The organism is Helicobacter pylori, assembly GCF_030323545.1.
GTDB classification, from domain to species: Bacteria; Campylobacterota; Campylobacteria; order Campylobacterales; family Helicobacteraceae; genus Helicobacter; species Helicobacter pylori_CO.
In genome coordinates this window covers 1,463,462-1,487,666 of record NZ_CP122954.1, presented here as the reverse complement: position 1 = coordinate 1,487,666, position 24,205 = coordinate 1,463,462, and the positions used below count along the sequence as shown (strand labels likewise).

The 24,205-nt window shown below is 39.8% G+C and carries 19 protein-coding genes and 4 pseudogenes; 15 read left to right on the top strand and 8 right to left on the bottom strand.

Translation table 11 applies throughout. From position 1 onward, the window contains the following. The first annotated feature begins 9 nt into the window (after positions 1 to 9). From QAP06_RS07120 to QAP06_RS07090, 7 genes are all read left to right on the top strand, one after another. Positions 10 to 123 (top strand): hypothetical protein, encoded by a 114-nt coding sequence (locus tag QAP06_RS07120; protein WP_001217873.1) that lies wholly within the window; start codon positions 10 to 12, stop codon positions 121 to 123. Beyond that, positions 120 to 863 (top strand): VirB8 family type IV secretion system protein, encoded by a 744-nt coding sequence (locus QAP06_RS07115; protein ID WP_286465618.1) that lies wholly within the window; start codon positions 120 to 122, stop codon positions 861 to 863. The genes QAP06_RS07120 and QAP06_RS07115 overlap by 4 nt, the downstream gene beginning before the upstream one ends. Beyond that, positions 863 to 1,840, top strand: coding sequence for a TrbG/VirB9 family P-type conjugative transfer protein (locus tag QAP06_RS07110; protein ID WP_286465617.1), 978 nt, complete (start codon positions 863 to 865; stop codon positions 1,838 to 1,840). Before QAP06_RS07115 ends, QAP06_RS07110 begins: the two co-directional genes overlap by 1 nt. Beyond that, a complete protein-coding gene (locus tag QAP06_RS07105) occupies positions 1,833 to 2,963 on the top strand; it encodes a DNA type IV secretion system protein ComB10 (protein ID WP_286465615.1) in 1,131 nt (376 codons plus the stop codon). The genes QAP06_RS07110 and QAP06_RS07105 overlap by 8 nt, the downstream gene beginning before the upstream one ends. 69 nt (positions 2,964 to 3,032) lie before the next feature. Then, the gene (locus QAP06_RS07100; protein ID WP_286465614.1) at positions 3,033 to 4,445 is read left to right on the top strand and encodes a mannose-1-phosphate guanylyltransferase/mannose-6-phosphate isomerase; all 1,413 of its coding nucleotides are present in this window, start codon (positions 3,033 to 3,035) and stop codon (positions 4,443 to 4,445) included. Between the two features lie 27 nt (positions 4,446 to 4,472). Then, positions 4,473 to 5,618 (top strand): GDP-mannose 4,6-dehydratase, encoded by a 1,146-nt coding sequence (gene gmd / locus QAP06_RS07095; protein ID WP_286465613.1) that lies wholly within the window; start codon positions 4,473 to 4,475, stop codon positions 5,616 to 5,618. Then, on the top strand, positions 5,611 to 6,543 hold the full coding sequence (locus tag QAP06_RS07090) for a GDP-L-fucose synthase family protein (protein ID WP_286465612.1): 933 nt from the start codon (positions 5,611 to 5,613) through the stop codon (positions 6,541 to 6,543). Before gmd ends, QAP06_RS07090 begins: the two co-directional genes overlap by 8 nt. Before the next feature lie 41 nt (positions 6,544 to 6,584). On the opposite strand, the pseudogene QAP06_RS07085 reads toward QAP06_RS07090, so the two are convergent. From QAP06_RS07085 to QAP06_RS07050, 8 genes and pseudogenes are all read right to left on the bottom strand, one after another. After that, positions 6,585 to 6,772: pseudogene (locus tag QAP06_RS07085) on the bottom strand (anthranilate synthase component I); the annotation flags it as partial. 325 nt (positions 6,773 to 7,097) lie between these two features. Further along, a complete protein-coding gene (hypE, locus tag QAP06_RS07080; RefSeq protein WP_286465611.1) occupies positions 7,098 to 8,096 on the bottom strand; it encodes a hydrogenase expression/formation protein HypE in 999 nt (332 codons plus the stop codon). 2 nt (positions 8,097 to 8,098) lie between these two features. Next, entirely contained in the window at positions 8,099 to 10,351 is a 2,253-nt protein-coding gene (hypF, locus tag QAP06_RS07075) for a carbamoyltransferase HypF (RefSeq protein WP_286467621.1), read from the bottom strand. Continuing rightward, positions 10,348 to 11,340, bottom strand: a complete 993-nt coding sequence (locus QAP06_RS07070) for an agmatine deiminase family protein (RefSeq protein ID WP_286465610.1) — start codon at positions 11,338 to 11,340, stop codon at positions 10,348 to 10,350. The genes hypF and QAP06_RS07070 overlap by 4 nt, the downstream gene beginning before the upstream one ends. A gap of 51 nt (positions 11,341 to 11,391) precedes the next feature. Beyond that, the gene (locus QAP06_RS07065) at positions 11,392 to 12,090 is read right to left on the bottom strand and encodes a DNA-methyltransferase (protein WP_286465609.1); all 699 of its coding nucleotides are present in this window, start codon (positions 12,088 to 12,090) and stop codon (positions 11,392 to 11,394) included. Beyond that, positions 12,087 to 12,521, bottom strand: a pseudogene (locus tag QAP06_RS07060) (DNA cytosine methyltransferase); the annotation flags it as partial. The pseudogene QAP06_RS07060 and the gene QAP06_RS07065, both read right to left, overlap by 4 nt. Positions 12,522 to 12,689: 168 nt before the next feature. Then, positions 12,690 to 14,180: a sodium/proline symporter PutP gene (gene putP, locus QAP06_RS07055; protein WP_286465607.1), complete on the bottom strand. Its 1,491-nt coding sequence runs from the start codon at positions 14,178 to 14,180 to the stop codon at positions 12,690 to 12,692. Positions 14,181 to 14,206: 26 nt separating this feature from the next. Next, on the bottom strand, positions 14,207 to 17,764 hold the full coding sequence (locus QAP06_RS07050) for a bifunctional proline dehydrogenase/L-glutamate gamma-semialdehyde dehydrogenase (protein ID WP_286465606.1): 3,558 nt from the start codon (positions 17,762 to 17,764) through the stop codon (positions 14,207 to 14,209). 329 nt (positions 17,765 to 18,093) lie between these two features. Between QAP06_RS07050 and QAP06_RS07045 the strand changes: the two genes are divergently transcribed. The 8 genes and pseudogenes from QAP06_RS07045 (at position 18,094) to QAP06_RS07010 (ending at position 24,205) form a co-directional block, all read left to right on the top strand. Beyond that, positions 18,094 to 18,303 (top strand): hypothetical protein, encoded by a 210-nt coding sequence (locus QAP06_RS07045; protein WP_000849022.1) that lies wholly within the window; start codon positions 18,094 to 18,096, stop codon positions 18,301 to 18,303. Between the two features lie 111 nt (positions 18,304 to 18,414). Then, positions 18,415 to 18,615 carry a hypothetical protein gene (locus QAP06_RS07040; protein WP_286465605.1) on the top strand — a complete coding sequence of 67 codons (201 nt, stop codon included), beginning with the start codon at positions 18,415 to 18,417 and terminating at the stop codon, positions 18,613 to 18,615. Positions 18,616 to 19,009: 394 nt separating this feature from the next. Next, the gene (locus tag QAP06_RS07035) at positions 19,010 to 19,144 is read left to right on the top strand and encodes a hypothetical protein (RefSeq protein ID WP_286465604.1); all 135 of its coding nucleotides are present in this window, start codon (positions 19,010 to 19,012) and stop codon (positions 19,142 to 19,144) included. A gap of 16 nt (positions 19,145 to 19,160) precedes the next feature. Beyond that, positions 19,161 to 21,594 (top strand): annotated as a pseudogene (locus QAP06_RS07030) (hypothetical protein). A gap of 44 nt (positions 21,595 to 21,638) precedes the next feature. Beyond that, positions 21,639 to 22,154: a hypothetical protein gene (locus QAP06_RS07025; RefSeq protein ID WP_286465603.1), complete on the top strand. Its 516-nt coding sequence runs from the start codon at positions 21,639 to 21,641 to the stop codon at positions 22,152 to 22,154. Positions 22,155 to 22,169: 15 nt separating this feature from the next. Beyond that, positions 22,170 to 22,430 carry a WXG100 family type VII secretion target gene (locus tag QAP06_RS07020; protein ID WP_286465602.1) on the top strand — a complete coding sequence of 87 codons (261 nt, stop codon included), beginning with the start codon at positions 22,170 to 22,172 and terminating at the stop codon, positions 22,428 to 22,430. A 9-nt stretch (positions 22,431 to 22,439) separates the two neighbouring features. After that, positions 22,440 to 23,810, top strand: a pseudogene (locus tag QAP06_RS07015) (HNH endonuclease signature motif containing protein). Further along, positions 23,780 to 24,205 (top strand): SMI1/KNR4 family protein, encoded by a 426-nt coding sequence (locus QAP06_RS07010; RefSeq protein WP_286465601.1) that lies wholly within the window; start codon positions 23,780 to 23,782, stop codon positions 24,203 to 24,205. The pseudogene QAP06_RS07015 and the gene QAP06_RS07010 overlap by 31 nt, the downstream one beginning before the upstream one ends.

The window sequence follows — 24,205 nt, the reverse complement described above, 5'->3', positions numbered from 1 at the left end:
AGGAATTTAATGAGAATTTTTTTTGTTATTATGGGACTTGTGTTTTTTGGTTGCACGAGCAAGGTGCATGAGATGAAAAAAAGCCCTTGTACTTTGTATGAAAACAGGTTAAATCTCGCATGAGAGAAAAGCCTTTCAATAGCGAGCAATTAGTCTTTTTAGAAGAGCTTTTAAGCCACCAAGAAAAGCATTTAGAAAACAAGCTTTCTGGTTTTTCGGTGAATGATTTGGACATGCAAAGCGTGTTTCGGTTGGAAAGGAACCGCTTGAAAATCGCTTACAAGCTCTTAGGCTTGATGAGTTTTATCGCTCTTATCTTAGCGATCGTGTTAATCAGCATTCTACCCTTACAAAAAACCGAACACCATTTCGTGGATTTTTTAAACCAAGACAAGCATTACGCCATTATCCAAAGAGCGGATAAAAGCATTTCTGGTAATGAAGCGTTGGCTCGTTCGCTCATTGGGGCGTATGTGTTAAACCGAGAGAGCATTAACCGCATTGACGATAAATCGCGCTATGAATTGGTGCGCTTGCAAAGCAGTTCTAAAGTGTGGCAACGCTTTGAAGATTTGATTAAAACCCAAAACAGCATTTATGCGCAAAGCCATTTGGAAAGAGAAGTCCATATTGTCAATATTGCGATCTATCAGCAAGACAATAACCCCATTGCGAGCGTCTCCATTGTAGCTAAACTCATGAACGAAAACAAGCTGGTGTATGAAAAGCGTTATAAAATCGTGCTGAGTTATTTGTTTGACACCCCGGATTTTGATTACGCTTCCATGCCTAAAAACCCTACCGGCTTTAAAATCACTCGCTACAGCATCACTGAAATCGTGCCGACTAATAGGGGCGATTGATGCGTAAGGTTTTATACGCTCTCATGGGATTTTTGTTGGCTTTTAGCGCTTTAAAAGCCGATGATTTTTTAGAAGAAGCTAACGAAACAGCCCCAGCGAATTTAAACCACCCTATGCAGGATTTAAACGCCACTCAAGGGAGCTTTTTTGACAAAAACCGCTCAAAAATGTCCAACACTTTGAACATTGATTACTTTCAAGGGCAAACCTATAAAATCCGCTTGCGTTATGCGATGGCGACCTTATTGTTTTTTTCAAAACCCATTAGCGATTTTGTTTTAGGGGATAATGTGGGCTTTGACGCGAAAATCTTAGAAAGTAACGATCGCATTTTACTCATCAAGCCCCTACAAATTGGCGTGGATTCTAATATCAGCGTGATTGACAATGAGGGTAAGATTTTTTCTTTCTATGTGTTTTCTACCACTTTCACTAGCTCCAAACACCCTAATTTACAGGTTTTCATAGACGATAAAAACTATTACTCCAACGCTTTTATGAAGCCGCAAAATAAAGAAAATAAAGAAAATACCTTTGAAAATGCCCCCACAAACAACAAGCCCTTAAAAGAAGAAAAAGAAGAAACCAAAGAAAAAGAAGAAGAGACTATAACTATTGGCGATAACACTAACGCCATGAAAATCGTTAAAAAAGACATTCAAAAAGGTTATAGGGCTTTAAAAAGCTCTCAAAGGAAATGGTATTGTTTAGGGATTTGTTCTAAAAAATCCAAACTCTCTTTGATGCCTGAAGAAATTTTTAACGACAAGCAATTCACTTATTTCAAATTTGACAAAAAATTAGCGCTCTCTAAATTCCCGGTGATTTATAAAGTCGTTGATGGCTATGATAACCCGGTGAATACTAGGATTGTGGGCGATTACATTATCGCTGAAGACGTTTCGGCTAAATGGACTTTAAGGCTGGGCAAGGACTATTTGTGTATCCGTTTTGTCAAAAAGGGTAAAGATGAATAAGTGGCTTAAGGGGGCGCTTGTTTTTGTGGGGGGTTTTGCAACGATTACAACCATTTCTTTAGTCTATCATCAAAAGCCAAAAGCCCCCTTAAATAACCAACAAAACCTTTTGAATGACGATGAGGTGAAATACCCCTTACAAGACTACACCTTCACTCAAAACACACAGCCAACTCCCACAGAAAGCTCCAAAGACGCTACCATCAAAGCCTTACAAGAACAGCTAAAAGCCGCTTTAAAAGCCCTAAACTCCAAAGAAATGAACTCTTCTAAAGAAGAAACTTTTAAGAACCCTCCCATAGATCCAAACACAACCCCCCCTAAAAAAGACTTTTCTCTAAAGCAATTAGATTTACTAGCCTCTCGCATTACCCCTTTCAAACAAAGCCCTAAAAATTACGAAGAAAACCTGATTTTCCCCATGGATAACCCTAAGGGCATTGATGGTTTTACTAACCTTAAAGAAAAAGACATCGCTACTAATGAAAACAAGCTTTTACGCACCATTACAGCCGATAAAATGATACCCGCCTTTCTCATCACGCCTATTTCTAGCCAGATCGCTGGTAAAGTCATCGCACAAGTGGAGAGCGATATTTTTGCAAGCATGGGCAAGGCCGTCTTAATCCCCAAAGGCTCTAAAGTCATAGGCTATTACAGCAACAACAACAAAATGGGCGAATACCGCTTGGATATTGTGTGGAGCCGCATCATCACTCCCCATGGCATCAATATCATGCTCACTAACGCTAAAGGGGCGGACATTAAAGGCTATAACGGCTTGGTGGGGGAATTGATTGAAAGGAATTTCCAGCGTTATGGCGTGCCGTTACTGCTTTCTACGCTCACCAACGGCTTATTGATTGGGATCACTTCGGCTTTAAACAACAGGGGCAATAAAGAAGAGGTGACCAATTTCTTTGGGGATTATCTTTTATTGCAATTGATGAGACAAAGCGGCATGGGGATCAATCAAGTGGTCAATCAAATTTTAAGAGACAAGAGCAAAATCGCTCCTATTGTGGTGGTTAGAGAGGGGAGCAGGGTCTTCATTTCGCCCAATACTGACATCTTCTTCCCTATACCCAGAGAGAATGAAGTCATCGCTGAGTTTTTGAAGTGACTCAAAAACACCCGATTAAAAACGCTATAATAACCCTAAAAAACAAAAGAGAGCTTGACAAGAAAACGCATGAAAATTAAAAATATCTTACTGAGTGGGGGGAGTGGCAAACGCCTATGGCCTTTAAGCCGTAGCCTATACCCTAAGCAATTTTTAAAGCTTTTTGGCAATGAAAGCTTGTTTAAATTGAGTTTTAAAAGAAACGCTTCCTTAGTAGATGAAACGCTCATTGTGTGCAACGAAAAGCATTATTTTTTAGCCCTAGAAGAAATAGAGAGCGAAATCAAAAACAAAAGCGTGGGTTTTTTATTAGAGAGCTTGAGTAAAAACACCGCTAACGCCATTGCTTTGAGCGCTTTAATGAGCGATAAAGAAGATTTACTCATCGTTACGCCAAGCGATCATCTGATTAAAGACCTTCAAGCGTATGAAAATGCAATCAAAAAAGCGGTTGGTTTAGCCCAAAAAGGTTTTTTAGTCACTTTTGGGGTGAGTATTGAAAAGCCCAACACGGAATTTGGGTATATTGAAAGCCCTAATGGTTTAGATGTGAAGCGGTTCATTGAAAAGCCAAGCCTAGAAAAAGCGATAGAGTTTCAAAAAAGCGGGGGTTTTTATTTCAATAGCGGCATGTTTGTTTTCCAAGCGGGCGTTTTTTTAGACGAACTAAAAAAGCATGCCCCCACTATTTTAAAGGGGTGCGAAAGAGCGTTTGAATCTTTAGAAAACGCGTATTTTTTTGAAAAAAAGATCGCTCGTTTGAGTGAAAAGAGCATGCAAGATTTAGAAGATGTGAGCGTGGATATAGCTTTAATGCAACAAAGCCACAACATCAAAATGGTAGGATTAAACGCCAAATGGAGCGATTTAGGGAATTTTAACGCTCTTTTTGAAGAAGTGGCTAACGAGCCTAAAGAAAATGTCAGCCTGAATCAAACGCCCATTTTTGCCAAAGAGAGCGAGAATAATTTAGTGTTTTCCCATAAAGTGAGCGCTCTTTTAGGCGTTGAGAATTTAGCCATTATTGACACTAAAGACGCTCTTTTAATCACTCATAAAGACAAGGCTAAAGATTTAAAAGCTTTAGTGAGCGAGGTGGAAACAAACAACCAAGAATTGTTGCAAACGCACACTAAAGTGTATCGCCCTTGGGGGAGCTATGAAGTCTTGCATGAGAGCGGGTGTTACAAGGTTAAGATTTTAGAAGTCAAACCTAACGCAAGGCTTTCGTTACAAAAGCATTTCCACAGGAGCGAACACTGGGTGGTGATTAGCGGGATGGCGAGCGTGGAGTTGGATCATAAAATGTTTGAATTGCAAGCTAATGAATCCACTTATATCCCTAAAAACACCTTACACCGCCTGGCTAATTACGGCAAAATCCCTTTAATCATCATAGAAGTTCAAGTGGGTGAGTATGTCGGTGAAGACGATATTGTAAGGGTTGATGACGATTTTAACAGGCAGAATCAAAACGCCTAATAAATAAAATTCAATAAAGGAAAAATAATGAAAGAAAAAATCGCTTTAATCACTGGGGTTACCGGGCAAGATGGGAGCTATCTGGCTGAATACTTGCTGAATTTGGGTTATGAAGTGCATGGGTTAAAAAGGCGCTCTTCTAGCATCAACACTTCTAGGATCGATCATCTGTATGAAGATTTGCACAGCGAACACAAAAGGCGTTTTTTTCTGCACTATGGGGATATGACCGATAGCTCTAATCTTATCCATTTAATCGCTACCACTAAGCCTACAGAGATTTATAATTTAGCCGCTCAAAGCCATGTGAAAGTCTCTTTTGAAACCCCAGAATACACCGCTAACGCTGATGGTATTGGCACGCTAAGGATTTTAGAAGCCATGCGGATTTTAGGATTAGAAAGGAAAACACGCTTCTATCAAGCCAGCACGAGCGAATTGTATGGCGAAGTTTTAGAAACCCCACAAAATGAAAACACCCCCTTTAACCCACGAAGCCCCTATGCGGTCGCTAAAATGTATGCCTTTTACATCACCAAAAATTACAGAGAGGCTTATAATTTGTTTGCGGTTAATGGCATTCTTTTTAATCATGAAAGTAGGGTAAGGGGCGAAACTTTTGTCACTCGTAAAATCACACGAGCCGCTAGCGCGATAGCGTATAACTTAACGGATTGCTTGTATTTAGGGAATTTAGACGCTAAAAGAGACTGGGGGCATGCCAAAGATTATGTAAGAATGATGCATTTGATGCTCCAAGCACCCATCCCACAAGATTATGTGATCGCTACAGGAAAGACCACAAGCGTGCGCGATTTTGTGAAAATGAGCTTTGAATTTATCGGTATTGGTTTAGAATTTCAAAATACAGGGATTAAAGAAATCGGTTTGATTAAAAGCGTTGATGAAAAAAGGGCGGGCGTTTTAAAATTAAACTTAAACCATTTAAAAACGGGTCAAATCGTGGTGCGCATAGACGAGCGCTATTTCAGGCCTACTGAAGTGGATTTGCTTTTAGGCGATCCCACTAAGGCAGAAAAAGAGCTAGGCTGGGTTAGGGAATACGATTTAAAAGAGTTGGTTAAGGACATGTTAGAATACGATTTAAAAGAATGCCAGAAAAACCTTTACTTGCAAGATGGGGGTTATATTTTAAGGAATTTTTATGAATGAGATTATTTTAATCACCGGCGCCTATGGCATGGTGGGGCAGAACACGGCGTTGTATTTTAAAAAAAATAAGCCTGATGTTACTCTACTCACCCCTAAAAAAAGCGAATTGTATTTGTTGGATAAAGACAATGTTCAAGCTTATTTGAAAGAATACAAGCCTACAGGCATTATCCATTGCGCCGGGAGAGTGGGGGGCATTGTCGCTAACATGAACGATCTCTCAACTTACATGGTTGAGAATTTACTCATGGGCTTGTACCTCTTTTCTAGCGCTTTGGATTTGGGCGTGAAAAAGGCCATTAATCTAGCGAGCTCTTGCGCTTATCCTAAATTCGCCCCTAACCCTTTAAAAGAAAGCGATTTATTGAACGGCTCTTTAGAGCCAACGAATGAAGGCTACGCTTTAGCCAAACTCTCTGTGATGAAATATTGCGAATACGTGAGCACTGAAAAGGGCGTTTTTTATAAAACCCTAGTGCCTTGCAACCTTTATGGCGAGTTTGACAAGTTTGAAGAAAAAATAGCGCACATGATACCAGGGCTTATCGCCAGGATGCACACCGCTAAATTAAAAAATGAAAAAGAGTTTGCGATGTGGGGCGATGGCACGGCCAGGAGGGAATATCTAAACGCTAAAGATTTAGCCAGGTTCATTTCTCTAGCTTATGAGAATATCGCTTCAATCCCTAGCGTGATGAATGTCGGCTCTGGCGTGGATTACAGCATTGAAGAGTATTACGAAAAAGTCGCTCAGGTTTTAGACTATAAGGGCGTGTTTGTTAAGGATTTATCCAAACCAGTGGGCATGCAGCAAAAGCTTATGGATATTTCCAAACAAAAGGCTTTAAAATGGGAATTAGAAATCCCTTTAGAGCAGGGCATTAAAGAAGCTTATGAGTATTATTTGAAGCTTTTAGAGGTTTGAAATAAAATCCTTATAGGGTTAATAAAAACGCTCCGCTATTAAGTGCTAGTTACGATATTGTGGTTATTTAGCTTCAAACAAACTTTGAGCCATTAAAAGGGGTTTGGTGTGCGCTTCGCTCTCAATCTCAAGTGCTTTCAAAAAGCAAGGTGTGTTACTATTCTAATCTTTCATAAAGATCTAGGGGGTAAGGAATGTAAGGGGGCTTTTTTGTTAGGCTAATTACCAACTTCTTTGCATTAAAAATAAACTCGTATTTTACAAGAGAGAGTTTTGATTGGCATGAGATCTATCTTTTAGATGAGTGGGCAATTCCCTCTATTGAACTGAATGTCCTAGATTTTTATGCTGTCTGTTTTAGAGGTGATTGGGTTTTTATGGAGTCTGATCTCAATGGGGACGCTGTCGTTCTCACCGCTTTTTTTGTAACACCCACCATAAAACCCTCATAAAACCCTTTTGTTGTAAGTTTTCTCAAATCCCTTGAGTGTAGTAGACTTAGCTTAGGTGAAAAATTTTTAGAGGGTAGAGGGGTTTTAAAAAGCGTCTTAGTTTTAGCAAATCCTAGGCAACAATTCGCCTTCTGGCATCTCTAAAATCCTTTCAAAACCCCATGCGTTCTTTAAAACCACGCTAGGATAAGGGTTTTCAAACACTCCGCCAATCACGCAAGCGTTTTTAGCTTTTTTGTTATTTTTTAAAATTTCTAAGGCTTTAGGGGCGTCTTTTTGATTGAGCGCTAAAACAAACACCCCCTCATTGGCTAGTGCGTAGGGTTCTAGCCCTAAAATCTCACAAATCCCTTTCGTTTCTTCTTTTAAGGGGATTTTTTCTTCTTCTATAACGATTTTCACTCTAGAGCTGTTCGCCCATTCATTCAGCACGCTCGCTAACCCGCCCCTAGTCGCATCTCTTAAAGCATGAATTTTGAGATCGCTTAAAAATAGGGGTTTTAATAAGGGATAGAGCAGCTGGCAATCGCTTTCTAGATTGGTTTTGAGCTTGATTTCATGACGCATTGCAAACAGGCTTGCCCCATGATTGGCGATAGTGTCGCTTAGGATAATGGCTTGGCCTTGTTTTAAATGGCGCGAAGAAATCCCTGGCTTGATGGTTTTACCAATACAGGTTGTGTTGATAAAAAGCTTATCCACGCTCCCCTTTGGCACGACTTTAGTGTCTAGGGAGAGGAGTTTTAGGTTGGCTTTAAACAATTCTTTTTGTATGGATTGTAAGATTTGTTTTAAAAGAGGGATTTCTAAGCCTTCTTCTAAAATAAAACCCATATTCAAATACAAAGGTTCGCCCCCTTGCACGCTCACATCATTCGCGCTCCCGCAAACGCAAAGCTTGCCTATATCGCCCCCATTAAAAATTAAGGGCGTGATGACAAAACTATCCGTGCTCACGCAATATTCCCCACTAGCTTTAAATTTAGGGGCGTCTTCACCAAACGCAACGATAAATTCTTTTAAATAGGGCATAAAAACTCGCTCAATTAAAGCGTTTGTTTCTTTCCCTCCGTTCCCGCATGCTAGAGTTACGCTATCCATTTTTATCCTTTTTTAATGATTGTAGGGTTGAAATACGCCATTAAGGCTTGACCGACAGGGATACTGCTGTCGTTAGGAGGGAAATGCTTGTGGAAAAAATACTTCCTTTGAAGGTTTTTGAATCGTTTGGCTAATTGTTCGCATAATAATTGGTTGCAAAACACGCCCCCACTGCACACCACCACATGCTCTTTAAAAGGCGCGATTAAAGCGGTAATGATTTCTACTAGGCTGTTAAAAAATTTCTTAGCGATGCGTTTGGGCTCTAAAACGCCCAAATCCTTTTCAAACGCTTGATAAAAATCTTTTAAACACACCACGCTGTTTTTGATTTTAAAAGGGTAAAAGGCGATCTCATCGCTTTGTAAGGCTAGATTTTCTAAAACCTGCCCGCTCTCTGCTTCAAAGCTAATCGTTCCTGTTAAATCCAAACTAAACGCTACTATATCAAACAAACGTCCTATGGAATTGGTGGCTATGCTTTGAACTTCTCTGTCATGCATTTGCTGGAAAATTTCTAATTCGTCTTCTTTAAAATGTTTTTGAACGCGCTTTAAAAGCTTGTTGAGTTGGTGTTTTAAAGCAATTTCTAAAACCAGGCGTTTAGGCTCTTTGATCGCTTTTTGCCCCCCTAAAAGCAGAAATTCTTCAAACCTGGCGGTTTCTTCAATGCGTTCAAAATCCCCCACAAAACACTCCGCCCCATAAATCTTATTTTCATAAGCCCCACTCCCATCCCAAATGATTCCTATAAAAGGGTGATTTAAATGCGGGTCTTGTAACAATGCGTCTAAGACGCTCGCTAAAAAGTGGGCATGGTGGTGCTGGACTTGCAATAAGGGCGTATTAAATTCAAAAGCCATTTGAGTGGTGGTGTAGTTTTTATGCTTATCGCAAACTAAGAGCGTGGGTTTAAAATCATAGGTTTTTAAGAAAAAATTCAGGGTTTCTTTAAAGTGTTTTTCATTTTCTAAAACGCTCAAATCCCCACAAAAAGGCGAAAGCAAAAGAATGGAAGTTTCGCCATCCAATAAGCTAAAATGCCCTTTTTGCTCCGCTCCAAGCGCTAAAATCTTTTGTGGCGGATAATTAGAGCGTTTAGGCAAAGTGAGGTAAAGGGGGGCAAACCCTCTAGCCAAACGCATGGGGCGAATAATATTATCCACGCGCTGCACGATACTATCATCAATCCTATGAATAATGGCGCGATTGTGCGTGAGCTTAAAATCAAAAATAAAATGAAGCGAATTGATCTCTTTTTCATCGCTCGCTAAAGGGAGGGAGTTGAAATTCGCGCTCGTGAACACAATAGGGAAATCCAATAAATCCAGTAATAAAGCATGCAAAGGGGTATAGGGCAAAATCACGCCATAAAAGGGGGAGTTTTTAGCGATATTGGGGGCTAATTGGGTGTCAGGTTTTTTACGCGCTAAAAGAATGGGGGCGCTTGCAGAAATTAAGCTCTCGCATTCTAATGCGTTCAAAAACGCATGCTGTTTGGCTGATTTTAAGTCTTTAAACATGAGTGCAAAAGGCTTTAGGGGGCGGTTTTTTAAAAGCCGTAATCTTTCTATGGTTTGAAAATTCCTCGCATCGCACAAAAAAGCAAAGCCTCCCAAACCTTTAAGAGCGATGATTTTACCTTTTTGAATGTCTTTAGCGCATTCTAAAAGAGCGTCATCATTTTTGAACCGCTTGTAATTGAGTGCGATACCGCACTTTTTGCAGCTGATGCCTTGAATGTGGAAGCGCTTATTGGTAGGGTCTTGATAGACAGAAGCGCAAAATTTGCAGAGCTTGAAAGGCTTTAGGGCGGAATTTTCTCTGTCATAGGGCATGGCGTTTAAAAGGCTGTATCTCGCCCCGCATTTCGCGCAAGAATTGAAAGCGTAATGAAAATAGGGGGAGTTTTTATCTCTAATTTCGCGCAAGCAATCCTCACACACGCCCAAATCTTTAGGGATTTGACTGAGCAAATTTAAAGGGTGGTTCTTGCTTTCTAAAATCCTAAAATCATTGAATTTGAGCGCCTTATCATAAGGGCTAATAATGATTTTTTCAACCAACGCTAAAGGGGGCAATCCTTTTTTCAGAGCGTTTAAAAAAGACTCAGTTTTGTGAGCGGGTAAGACGATTTCTAAAGCCGCTTGGGTGTTACGCGCAAAGCCTACAAGCTCTAATTTTTGAGCTAGGGTATAAATAAAAGGGCGCATGCCCACGCCTTGAACCACGCCAAAAAGCGTGATTTTATTCAATAAAGTTGCATCGTTACACAATGCAAGCTTCCATGCTGTTTGATTAAGGTGTTGCAATCAACCCCTACCACTTCTAGGGGCGTGTGTTGTTTTAAGGTTTCTAAAATGAGTGCGTCTTTAGGGTCGTTGTAAGTAGGCACGATGAGAGCGTCATTGCACAATAAAAAATTCACATAAGTCGCCGGCAAGCGTTGTTGGTTTTCATCAAAAATGGCTTTGGGGATTTCTAGGGGGATGAGTTTATAGGGCGTTTTGTCTGGTTTTTTAAAGGTTTTTAATTCTTCTTGCATTTTTTTTAAGGCTGTATAATGCTCATCGTTTTCATCTTCGCATGCGCTATAAACAATGGTGTCTTTATCCAAAAAGCGAGCGAGCGTGTCGGTATGGCTATCCGTGTCATCGCCTTTGAGATAGCCATAAGAATACCACAGCACTTGTTTAGCCCCTAATTCCTTTTTAAGCATGTTTTCTATTCCATTTTGATTCAAATGGGGGTTACGATTTTTTTCTAGCAGGCATTGGGTGTTGGTTAAAACACTCCCAGCCCCATCGCTTTCTATGCTCCCGCCCTCTAAAACATAGGGCATCGTTTTTAAAGGGTGTTTTAAAAACCCTAAACTTTTGAGTTTGAAATTCACTTGATTGTCTAAATTGGACGGGTATTTTAACCCCCAGCCGTTAAAACCAAAATCCAAGCACTCTAAAACGCCCTGATTTTCAATACTGATCGCTCCAAAATCCCTAGCCCATGTGTCGTTAGTGTCAACCTTTGCGATCTCTACACCAGATAAGTTTTTAAGCATCTCATAGCCGATAGTATCGCTAGTATGGACGCACACTAACACCTGAGCGTGTTTGGCTATGGTTTGAATGATGTTTAAAAAACTTTCCCTAGCCTCTTTGATGCAATACGCCCAGTCGCCAAACTCATGGGGGAACGCCATTAAAATCGCTTGGATTTTTTCAAACTCCGCTAACATTCTTTTCATTCAAAATATCCTTTTAAATAACTATAACACAATCTCATTCAAATAGCGTTTTTAAAACAAATTCAAACGCTTTTTAGCGATTTGAAAATATTCTTTTTCTGATTCTATACCGATAAAATTTCGTTCTAAACGCTTGCACGCTAAACCGGTGGTGCCGCTCCCCATGAAAGGATCTAGCACGATGTCATTAGGGTTTGTGTGGATGGAAATGATTTTTTCCATTAAAGCCAGGCTTTTTTGCGTGGGGTGTTTAACTTTTTCAAGCCCGCTCACCACAGGGCTTTTTAAAATCAAGGACCGTAAATATTTTTCATTTTTTGGTTTGTTAAACACCCATTTAGCTTTCTTTTTAACCGCCCACAGGGCAAATTCCGTGTCCTGGACATAGCGCCGGCTAATGTTTCTTGGCATGGGATTATTTTTAACCCATTGGATAAAGTCTTTGACCACAAAGCCGTTTTCTTCTAAAAAATCAGCGATATAGCTTATAAACCTGTAAGAGCAAAAAATAACCATGCAGCCGTTTGGATTGACTAAGGGGGCGTAGCGCTTGATCCATTCTAAAAGCCTGAAATTTTTATCCCATTCCCCAAAATCTATGCCTTGCCTTTTAGCGCTCTTTAGGGTGGAAAAATGGTTTTTAACCGAAATGTTATAAGGAGGGTCTGTGATGATGGCATCCACTTTTAAATTTTGTTGGTAAAAATCTTTGATGATTTCAAAAGCGTCAGCGTGATGGATTTGTATCATTTTCTTAAGCTTTTTAAAATCGCTTTGCCTAAGGCTAGGGCCAGAAGAGGAGGCACAGCGTTGCCGATCTGCTTACAAACGCTCGTTTTATTGCCATAAAAGATATAGTTATCGCTAAAACTTTGTATCCTAGCGGCTTCTCTGGGCGTGATAGAGCGGTGCAATTCAGGGTGGGAGTTGGTGCCATTGCTTGGAGTGTCAAATCGTGTGTCTATGATGGGGCTGATTTTATTCCAATTCAGGCGCCCCCATGTGCTTTTGAATTGCTGTTTGCCATGCAAGTTTTTAGGCAAGCATTCTTTGCCTTGCTCTTTGTTAATGAGTTTTAATTTCTCTAAAGCGGCTTGCGAGTGGTTGGTGGCTTGATGGTTGTATAATTTAGGGCTATCTTTTCGCATCAAGGCTTGATAGCTTGATTGGATAGGGTTTAATTGGATATTCAAGCGTTTTTCTAAAATTTCATTGGTAGCAACGCATTCAAACCCCTCTTCTAAAAGCCCATAGCACCCCACTCCTGCCCCAGAAAATAAAGAAATATGGGTTAAGGTTTGATTAAAGAGCATAGGGGGATTAAGGATTAAATTAACTCATTTGAAGCATTAACGTTTCAAGCTCTCAATTTCTTTAAGCATGGTTTCAAAAGCCTCTTTAGTGCCTGCTCGCACGCTAGAAAACAAACTAAACACCACAATAGCGATGCTCGCTACAATAAAGCCCGGAACGATTTCATAAATATCCAAAAAGCTTTTGCCAAATTTATCGTATAAAATCACCGTGCTAGCCCCAGAGAGCATGCCAGCAATTGCACCGATGCGCGTCATTCTTGACCAAAAAAGCGAGAACAAAATCACAGAGCCAAAACTCGCGCCAAAGCCAGCCCATGCGTAACTCACGATGCTAAGGATGCTAGCGTTTCTATCCGTTGAAATGAAAAAAGCGATGCAAGCCACCCCTAAAACCGAAAGCCTAGAAATAACCATCACTAATTTTTGCGGGGCGTCTTTATTGAAAATCGTCGCATAGAAATCTTCAGCAATGGTAGAAGAGCTTACAAGCAGTTGCGAACTGGCCGTGCTCATCACCGCCGCTAAAATCGCGCTCAATAAAATGCCTGTGATCCAAGGGTTAAAGAGTAATTGACTCATCACAATGAAAATCTTTTCAGGGTCTTCTAAGCTCAAATCAAATTTATGTGCATACGCAACGCCTAAAAGCCCCATAACGCATGCCCCAATCAAAGAAATAGCCATCCAAGAAATCCCAATAGTGGTCGCTTTAGGCACATCTCTAATGGAGCGGATAGACATGAAACGCACTAAAATATGGGGTTGCCCAAAATAGCCTAACCCCCAAGCGAGGCTTGAAATAATAGCGACTACGCTAGAGCCTTGCAAGAAAGAAAGGTTTTCAGGCTTGATTTCTCTAATGATTTTAATCCCCTCTCCAATCCCTCCAAGATGGATTATCATAACGATTGGCACCACGATTAAAGCGCTCATCATCAAAAGCCCTTGAATCAAATCCGTCCAACACACCGCCTTATACCCCCCTAAAAAGGTGTAAGAGACAATGATCAGCGTACCAATGCTTAAAGCGTAGTTGTATTGAATACCAAAGGTCGCTTCAAAGAGCTTAGCCCCACTCACTAGCCCTGAAGAAATGTAAAAAATAAAAAAGATTAAAATCACAAAAGCTGAAATCAAGCGCAAGATGTGTTTGTCATCGCTAAAGCGCGTTTCAAAATAATCTGAAATGGTGATGGAATTAGCGATCACGCTCGTATAAATGCGTAAGCGTTTGGCCACAAAAACCCAGTTAATCAAGGCGCCCAAACTCAAGCCTATGGCGATGTGTGAGTTGATTAAGCCCCCCACATATAAAGCTCCAGGTAATCCCATTAAAAGCCACCCGCTCATATCGCTCGCCCCCGCACTCAAAGCGCTAATTATAGGGCCCATAGAACGATCGCCTAAGAAATAATCTTCAGTCGTTTCATTTTGTTTGTAAAAATAAAAACCAATATAGAGCATTAACAGCGAATAAGCGATAAACATCGTAACAATAGGGGTGCTTAAAACAACATGTCCCATTTTGATCTCCTTATTTAATACAATATTTATTTTTCAGCACAGCATGATTTGTGGCAAGTTGGTTGCCTTAAAACCCTTGAGCCTAAATTCCCGTAACGATGATAAGAAATGCTAACCGATCGCTCTAAGTGGTAATACAGCAATTCAAAACGCCCGTTCAAGCAGGGTTTAGCCGTGGCTAAAACCATCCCTAAAGCGCTCGCTTGTTCGTGCAATAAATCCAAATCGCTTTTTAGATAACGGACACGATTGAAAGCATGCAATTTCTCGCTAAATTTTTGCAAGCTTTCATAAACGATAGGGGCGTTTGCTCGGAGCGTTTTTAAGCATTCTAAAAAAAAGGTTAAATCTTTGTTCGCTCGTTCGTTTTCTATGCTGATCGTTAAAGGGATTTGAGAAATTAAACATGCTAAAGCAACGCCTAACATGTCGCTTAAAGTGTCCTTTTCGGTGATGCGATAGCCCACGCTTTTAACTTTAGTGTAGGAAAAAAGGTTGTCTTCGCCTCTGATTTTGACATAGTCTTTAGCTTGGCTGAATTCATGCTTATAATGATAAGCGTAGCTCTTCGCCATAAAAATCGCGCGCTTCAACTCATGCGTATGCTCATCATAGCCTTTTTGAGTCAAACCCTCTAAAGTTTCGCTTAAGGGGTTTTTTAAGGCGTTTTCATCTTCTTCTTCTTGGTGGGTATTCACAAATTGCGTGATATAGTTAAAAATGCCCACCTTCCTCCCAAACCCCACAGCGGATTTTTTAACCCCTCCAAAAGGCTGGCGCAAAACAACCGCTCCTGTGGTGGGTTTGTTGATATAGATATTACCGGCTTCAATGCGTTCTAAATAATATTCCCACTCCCTTTCGTCCAAAGATTCTAATGCGCTAGTCAGCCCGTAACCGGTAGAATTGACTATTTCTATCGCTTCGTTTAAATCTTGTGCTTTCATCACGGATAAAATGGGCGTAAAAAGCTCAGTTTGGTGCGTGAAATCGCCTTTTTTAGTGCCGTATTTGATGCTTGGCTTCATCAAATAGGGGTTGTCATTAACAAAGCTTACCGGGATTGTGTAATTTTCATAGCTTTTCAATTCCTCTATGGCTTTGATGACCTTTTCATTAGGCTTGTCCGCTAGAGCGCCGATTTTGTTTTTGAAATCAAAAGGATCGCCCACGCTAAGGCTTAGAGTCGCATCTATTAGAGTCTTTTTAAAGTTCTCATCTTCATAGACTTCTTTTTCTAACACTAAAAGCGAAGTGGCAGAGCATTTTTGCCCCGAATTGCTAAAAGCTGAATGGATAACATTCTTAATCGCTTGGTCTCTGTCTGCCATTTTGCTCACAATGGTGGCGTTTTTACCGCCTGTTTCAGCGCTCAAGGCTAAAGTGGGGTTAGCCTCTAGCATTTTATAAGCGGTGTCTTCGCCCCCTGTTAAAATGGCAAACTTGATGTTTTTATCTTTTAAGAGATGTTCGCTAATATCGCTCCCTTTAGAGGGCAAGTAAATGAGCGCATCTCTAGGCACGCCCGCATCCCAAAAGCACTCACAAAGCTTATAACCCGTTACGCTAGACAAACTTGAGGGCTTGTAAATCACCCGATTGCCAGCGGCTAGGGGGGCAGCGATAGTGCCTACAGAAATGCCCACAGGGAAATTCCATGGGGCAATGACCACGCCCACGCCTTTAGGGGTGAATTGGGTTTTTGGGTTCTGCTCTTGTAACACCCTTAAGCTGTAAGGGTAAAACTCTAAAAAGTCAATGGCTTCGCTCACTTCAGCGTCCGTTTCAGCGAAAGTTTTACCCACTTCTAAAGCCGAAATCCCTATTAAATCGCCTCTCCTTTCTCTAAAAAGCTGGGCGGTTTGACTCAATAAAGCATGGATTTCTGTGAAGCTTTTTTGACTGAAATGACTCTTATCGCTTTTAGCCACTTCTAGGGCTTTTAAAATCGCTTCCTTATCCGCTAAATGCACGCTAGCGATTTTTTTATGATGGATTTTATCAAAGACTTCTAAAGGGGTTAAATTAGGATCTTCAAACCTCCCATCTATTTCTGGGTAAAGCTCTAAAATAGGAGCGTTATGCATTTTCTCGCGCACTTTTTTAGCCCATTCTCGGTTGGCTTTTAAAATAAAATCGGTATCGCTTTCGTTTTTAAAGGAGTGGTTTGGGTAAGTGGTATGCCCGCTTTGTTTGGCGTTCCTGTCTTGAGTCCTGTGGGTGGCGTTGTCTAAAGCAGCGATTCCTTTAAGGCTGTTTAAAAAGCGTTGCTCTTGGTCTTTCCATTCGCTCGTGCCCACTTTGAGGTTGAAGAAAGCTTTCATGAAATTATCGCTTGAGGTGTTTTCATCTAGCCTCCTCACCAAGTAAGCGATCGCATTATTAAAATGCGCTTCATCGCACACCGGCGCATAAAGAATGAGTTGGTGCATCTCTTTTAATTCCTGGCTCGCTTGCAAGCTCATGCCCTCTAGCATTTCAAAGCTGAAATGCTCTAACACAACAGGGTCGTTAATGGCATGGATGCGCGTATAGACATAAGCGATTTCAAAAATATTGTGGCTCGCTGCGCCAATATGAATGTATTTATAATTATCGCCCTCTAAAACAAAATCCAACATTTTATTGTAATTAGAATCGGTGTCTTGCTTATTGGAGAATGTGGGTAACGCCCAGTCTTTCACGGAAGCGATAGTCTCTTCGCTCTCCATGTTCGCTCCCTTAACAAAGCGGATTTTAATGGGCTTTAACCCTTTTAAAACCCTTTCTTTAGAAAAAGCGTGCAGTTTTTTCAAATATTCATAAGAATCAGGGATATAGGCTTGCAGCACAATACCAGCGTTCAAATCAAATTTAGCGATAGACTCCATAAAAGACTCCACCGTGAGCTCTAAATCTCTAAACTCCTCCATATCCAAATTGATGAATTTCGGCATGCCTTGCTTTTTTTCTTCTTCTAAAGCCAGGGCATAAAGAGCGTCTAGGCGTTTGACAATCTCTTTTTTAGAGTATTCAAAATCAAGGATATTGATTTGGGAAAAAATCGTTGTGATTTTAATGGAAATGTATTGGATGTAGTTGGATTTTAAAGCTTGAGAGTATTTTTCAAAACGCGTAGCCGCTTCTTCTTCGCCTAAAACCTCTTCGCCAATAAAATTCACATTCAAAATGATTTTTTCATTCTTTCTTTTTAAAATCCGCTCTTTTAATTGGCTCTCTTCTTGATCCAAGACCATTGCTTTCGTGTCGCTTCTGATTTTATTGACAAAGAAAGGCACGCTCATATCAGGGAGCATTTTCCCAAAGCTCAAAAACCCCATTAAAAGCAATTTTTCAAAGGAAGAAAAAATCTCACGGCTTTTGTATTTGTCTAAAACATGCTCAATCATTTCAAAGCGGGCTTTATTGTCCAGGCATCTAAAACTCCGATCCATAAGCTCTATGAGCATGACTTTGTTTTCAGGGTTATTTAAAAGCTTTTGCATTTTAGAGTGGAACGCTTTTTCTTGCTCGCTCAAATGGTTACTGATACTATCTTGCAGTTTTTTGGCTAATTCTAGTGAATCGTCAATGATTTTTTGCATGAGCTTACCTTTTATTGAAGAATTTGGCTTGATTGTAGCATGTTTTAAGCGGGTTTTTAGGCGGTCATTTTTAATAATGATTTTTAATTTATGATTGTTTTCATAATAAATGAATTTAATTATTAAAATTGATTTGTTTAAAAGTGGTAATTATTTACCGCTTAAGACAAAAATTAGAGGAATTTTTTATCGTTTTAAAAGTTCATTTACTTTTCGTTTAAAAATGAATTTTACCATTCTCGCCGTGTAATTTAAAGTTTAGCTTATTCAATTAAACGATTTTAAATTAAACGGATTTACAACAAATTTTACAAAACAAAGGATATAAAATGAAAACAATTAAAAATGGTATTATGATTGGCACGCTCGGTGCGTTGTTATTGAGCGGTTGCTCTAGCTTTGATACTCAGCGTTTCGCTTGTCTTCCTAAAGACCATTCTTCAAAAGACGCTTCTACAAAAAAAGAAGTGCAATACACGCCTAAGGGCTTTTTTGACCCTTATTCTTCTAATTTAAACCACTGGGATTCTACATTCTAGGGGTTTATAAAGAGGGGGCGAAAGGGGGGGATAATAAAGCTCATTTTAAGTTTTCTCAAATTACAATAACCACATTTTTAATATTGATATAAGATAAAGGGAGATATTCTTATGAGTGGTGCTCATATTGTAGAAAATACGAATACAGAAAATACAAATATTTCAAATACGACTGCTTCCACCCCCCCCAATAATGAAGAGCTTTTAAAATCTATTAGAGATCTTGCAGATCGCCTTAAAAAATTAGAAGACAAATTAGAAGACTTTGAACCCTTTGTAAAAATCTCTCGTTGCATAGGCCGCTTTTTTTAGAAAATCCTCTAACGACACCCAAGAAAACTCAAAAGACGCTCAAGACAGAAAAGAAACGCTTAAAAAAGTCCAAGAAGCAAACACCCAACTGAATAGGAAAAGAAATGATCTGGCTAGAGAAAAAGATAAGCTAGCTAAAGCAAACACCGATCTGACCGACAAAAATAAAGCTCTAACCACAGAAAAAGAAAATCTAAACAATCAGCTTAATACATCACAAAAGCAAGTGAAAGAGTTAGAACATCAGTAAGTTTTAAAAAATGAAAACGCCGAGTTATCAAAAGAAAAACAAAATCTAACTAAAGCAAACGCTGAACTGATTGAAAAAATTAAAGCGCTATCCACAGAAAGAGATGAGCTTATCGCATCGCACACAGACAAAAGCGATCTGGACTTGCAAAATTGGCGTTTTAAAAGCGCGATAGAGGATTTAAAACGCCAAAACAGAAAATTAGAAGAAGAGAACATAGCACTCAAAGAGAGAGTTGATGGCTTGAAAGAGCAACCCTCAAAACAACCAAAACCATAAATAAAGGAGAAATATCATGGTAACACCCTTACAAAGTTTAAGACTGCCTATTGGCCACCCATTAGTAAAGATTTTGTGCGATCTGTCTTTAAAAAATAAAGCCGCATTCAATGAAGAAGCCCCGATTAATTTCAAAAAAGAAGTGTCAGAAGAAGAGAAAATCAAGTTCAAGCAAGCGTTAAGGGTGCTTCATGCGATTGTTAATAATGAGGCTTCTTTAAGGTATCTTTCTGATGAGAATCAAAAATTCATAGAGGATTTAGCAAAAGCTGAAAAGATCACTCATGAGATCGTAGAAAAAGCCTTAGAAATCGTTTCTTATAGCGATGTGGCTGTGGATTTTGAAGCGTTTAAAGAAAAGATGCTCAAGGTGGATAGCGAAGCGGTAGGCCTTAAGAGTTATAGCCAAAGCCAATTGTTTGATTTAGATGGGGGGCTTTGGGATTTAGAGACACCTAGCTTGTCTAAAGAAAGCGTAACCTTTAGGTTTGATAATTTACGCAAAGATCATAACGACAAAGAAATGAATTTCTATGCCCGTTCAAGTTTGAAAGACTTATAAACAAGCAGGGTGTTGTCGCTATTGACTTTGGGACTAAAAGCACGACTGCAGCCTACATGGATAACAACGGAAAATACCGCTTGCTCTCTATTGGTGGGGATGTAGATATAGAGAGTTTGGAAAAGTATGAAAACCCCACAATAGTGGAGTTCAGAAATAAAGAAAAGTTTCTTAAAGATTACAACGCTTTAAGCCACCGCCCTTTCACAGAAAAGAACGATATGTGAGTGGCGCATGAAGCCCAAAAGAATCTTTCAGGCGCTAAAGGTAATGATTTGTATCGGTTTTTTTCCAAATTGAAGCAATGGGCTGGAGCGGATGAAAAACAGAATTTTAGGGATTTCAAGGAGGATTTTTCTTTAGAAAGCTTCGCTCACTGCACGGATTTTAACCCCATAGAAATCTATGCTTACTACATTGGCCGCTGCATCAACAACATGCAAAATGGCGTGTTTTTGAAATACTTTTTATCCTATCCTATCAAGTATGAAAAGCATCAAGCGGAAAAAATCAGAGAGAGTTTTGAAAAAGGCTTGAAAAAATCCTTACCCAGGCATGTTTTTGACGATGAAAAAACGGCCAAGATGTTCAAAGTGGAATTAAGAGCGAGCGAGCCTTGCGCGTATGCCCTTAGCGCTTTAAAAAGCTACGGGTTTTTTAAATCAGACAAATTAGACAAGCCCGTTTATTACGGGGTGTTTGATTTTGGGGGCGGGACGACGGATTTTGGCTTTGGCAAATGGGAAAAAAGCGCTAACCCCAAATTCTTTTACAAAATGACGCATTTCAGCAGCGGGGGGATAAGTATTTAGGCGGTGAAAATTTATTGGAATTATTGGCTTTTGAAGCGTATGGCCAAAATTTTCAAACGCTAAAAGAAAAAGACATTGCCATCGCTAAGCCCAACTATGACCGAATCGATACGCAACGCTTTGGATCTTTTATACAAAACTCTAGAGAAGCGCGCTTGAATTTGCAAACGATTGCTTCTAGTTTGCGCCCCTTTTTAGAAAATTTAAACGCTGACATTGTAGAAAAGATAGAAGAAAATGAAGAGTTTGAGATAGACAAATTTGAAAAGGATTTTAAAATCAGCCTGTTTGATAGGAATGGGGGAGAAGTAAGCATCGAAGAATTCAAAGTGGATTGCAAAGAGCTTTTAAACATCTTAAAATAAAAGATAGATGACGGCGTTAAAAACTTCTTTGCAGGGTTTTCTAAAGTGATGGCTGAAAATATTGACGGTGAGTGTCGGGCGTTTCATATTTTCTTAGGCGGGAATGCGAGCAAATCGGTGCTGGTCAAACAAGCGTTTGAAAACGCCAAAGAAAAGCAGCTCAAAGATTGCAAGCAAAAGACTTCTAAAGAGGATTTCACATTCATTCTTTATGATCCGCTAGGCACAGAAGAATTAGACAAACAGATTTTAGAGCTGACAGGAGAAGACGTTTCTAAGATCCCGCCTTATTTAAAGCCCACTTGCAAAACCGGTGTGGCTTTCGGGCTTTTAGAAAGCAGACCCAAAGCAGGCGGGATTGAAAGGCCCTCTATAGATTCTAATCCTGTGTTTAAATACGATTTAGGTATTGAGAGAGAAGGGAAATTCCACACTAGAATCAGTCGGGATTCTTTAAAGCCTGATGAATACCAGATTTTCCAAACTAAAGAGGAATGGGTAGGCTTTGATGGGTTAGAGATACGCTACAGCGATAAAACTCTAGCCAACACCAACACTTTAGACATTCATGACACGCAACTGATTTTTATACCACTAGAAGAGCATGAAGAAGTGGAAGTGAAGGTGTGCTGTATAGATTCACAAAGCATTAAAGTGGGGCTGTTTAAAGACGGCCAATTAATCTATGAAAGCGAGACAGAAAAATTATGATGACTAAGAACGCGTATGCGTTTGTCGTGATTGAGTAAAGCGTTATGGTGTTCAAACACGCCAAAGACAAGGGGCTAATCCCTATCACTGAAGGCTCTTTGCCTTTAAAAGAGGGCTTTTTGAAAAATTTTAAAGAGCGTTGCAATTTGGAATTTTTAGAAAATTTAGACCTTTTGTTTTTGTATGATTATCAATGTTCAAGCGAGGTTTTTTCCTTGTGTAAGGAGCTGAAAAATTCCATCTGGGACAGGAAGCTTGTGGTAGCGCTAGTGGAGGCTTTAGAGGGGTTTAAGGATTGGAATTTGTCGCTCCAAATAGAAGACAAGAGTTCTAACAGCTTGGGTAATGGCGCCAAAAAATTGCTCACCAACGCTGATTTAGGGAGTAGTCATAAAATAATCGTGATAGACAGCATGAAAACATACCACCAAAGCCAGCAAGAAAAGTATAAAAGAGAAAGAGGTCAAGCAAAAGAAGTAGAAACACCCCCTAGCTATGGGGGTGGAAGCATTAGAATCAGCGGCGATAAAAAGCCCGATTCTGATGAAGAAAATTTTTAAAAGAAAGGACAACAGATGAGCCGAGTGCAAATGGATACCGAAGAGGTCAGGGAGTTTGTGGATCATTTAGAACGCTTTAAAGAGTTGCTGAATGATGAAGTGAATGGCTTGAGCAGCCATTTCCATAGTTTGGATTCATGGCAAGACGCTAGAAGAGACAAATTCAGCGAGGTGTTAGACAACTTGAGAAGCACTTTCAACGAGTTTAATGAAGCCGTGCAAGAGCAAATCGCATGGCTTAAAGAGAGGATTAGGGTTTTAGAAGAATATTATTAAGGATGATTTATGGCTGAATGGAAAACGGACACAGAAGAAGTCAAAGAAATCGTTAAAAAATGCAGGGATTTTAAGGGATCCTTGCAAGAAGAAAGATACGCTCCATTCATCAAAAACCTTGATGGATACGCGCGAGAAATCCTGTTAGAGTGCAAAAAAATTGAACTCCAATTACAAGGCGCTATAGAAGGATTAAAAAAAGCCGAAAGCAATGAAAAGGGCGCTAGACTTGTTTTAAGAGGCTTGCAACTTGCCTCTGGTATCTCATTGATTTGGCCTCCTGCTAGAGCTGTTACTGCGTTAGCCGTTGCAGCCGCTGAAATGGCTTTAAAAATTATGGAAGAAGACACAGAAAAATGCAAAAGGAATGTGGAGTTGTTAGTTCAAGCGCTTGAAATCTACTCCATTCAAGCCAAAGCGAGCGTGGAACTTGTTAGGGGAGCTTGGGAGAGCGTTAAAAAGTCGTTGAACTTTTATACCGATAAGCACCAGGAATTTATCAAGCGCTTGAATAGAGCGAGTGAAGCGATAGATAACGAATACAATATCGCGCCCCCAGAAATTTTAAAAGAGAGCGATTTTGAAAGCCCTACGATTGTTTATAACCCTAAAAAAAGCGTTTTTGATGAGCGCTTGAAAGATTTAAGGGAAGATTTTAGCTTTTCTTTATACGCTGATTTGAAAGACAGAGTTAATGCTTCTTTTAAGTCAGATCGCACCACAACCTCTAAAGAGCATGAATTGGATTTGATGAGCAGTGCGTATTCTTTTGACGAAAGCTTTTTATTAGCCAAAAAGCATTGCGTTAAAAATTGCAAGAAAGCTTTACAAGATTTTACGGAAAAAATCAAAGAATTCCCCAACGATTTGAACGCTATAAACGAAGCTTTTAACAACTTGGAAACAGAGTTATAGCGCGCTACAGAAAATTTGAGCCAAAAAATAGCGCCTATCTTAGAGCGGTATGAAAATTATAAGCAACAAGCGTTGGGTTATGGCGAGTTTTTAGAAAAAGAAAAAGAGGGCTTTATGGTAGATGAGCAAAACCCCTATCCGGAAGAAGTCCGCTTTAACGAGTTGCGTTTAGCGGAATTTGATAGCGTTTTTAGCGTCATTGTGCCTTTAGAGGATTTAGACAAAACCGCATGCGCTCATCATGCCCTAAAGGCTTTAGAAGCCGTGCTTAAAAATAGGGATTTGGGCTTTGATGCGACAGAATTAGAACAGATCGCAAAAGGATTCATTCCTAAGGGGTATTTGTGGCATTTTGACGCGAATGTTTTAGGGAACTTGGCGTTGGTAAAAGAAGAGCTATTATTAAGCGTGAAACACACGAAAGGATATTCACTATGGAAACAATTCCTACAAACTCAGAATTGAATTGGGAATTTGTAGAGCCGCTCAATGACAAAGCGTTGAGTGGGTTAGAAGATCAACTAAAAATGGGGTTGAGCGGTGCGTTTAAGGACTTTATCAAACGATCAAATTATGGTTTTAGCCAGTGGCGATCTTTTATGGTGGGCAATAAGTCTTACACATTCAAACATGTTTTGAATTTCAATTTAGAGGGCAAGGGCTTATTTATTGATTTTATGCAGAGCTTAAAAGAATGGTTAGAGCCTGAAGAAATCATCTTCGCTAATGACGGGTATGGGGGGTATTATCTTTTGAATACGACTAGCGATGTGGTGCTGTTTTTAGACACTGATGATGGCTCAAAACATGCGCTATTACACCTTAAAATGTTTTTAAAAAAACTGGAATCAAGGGGTTAA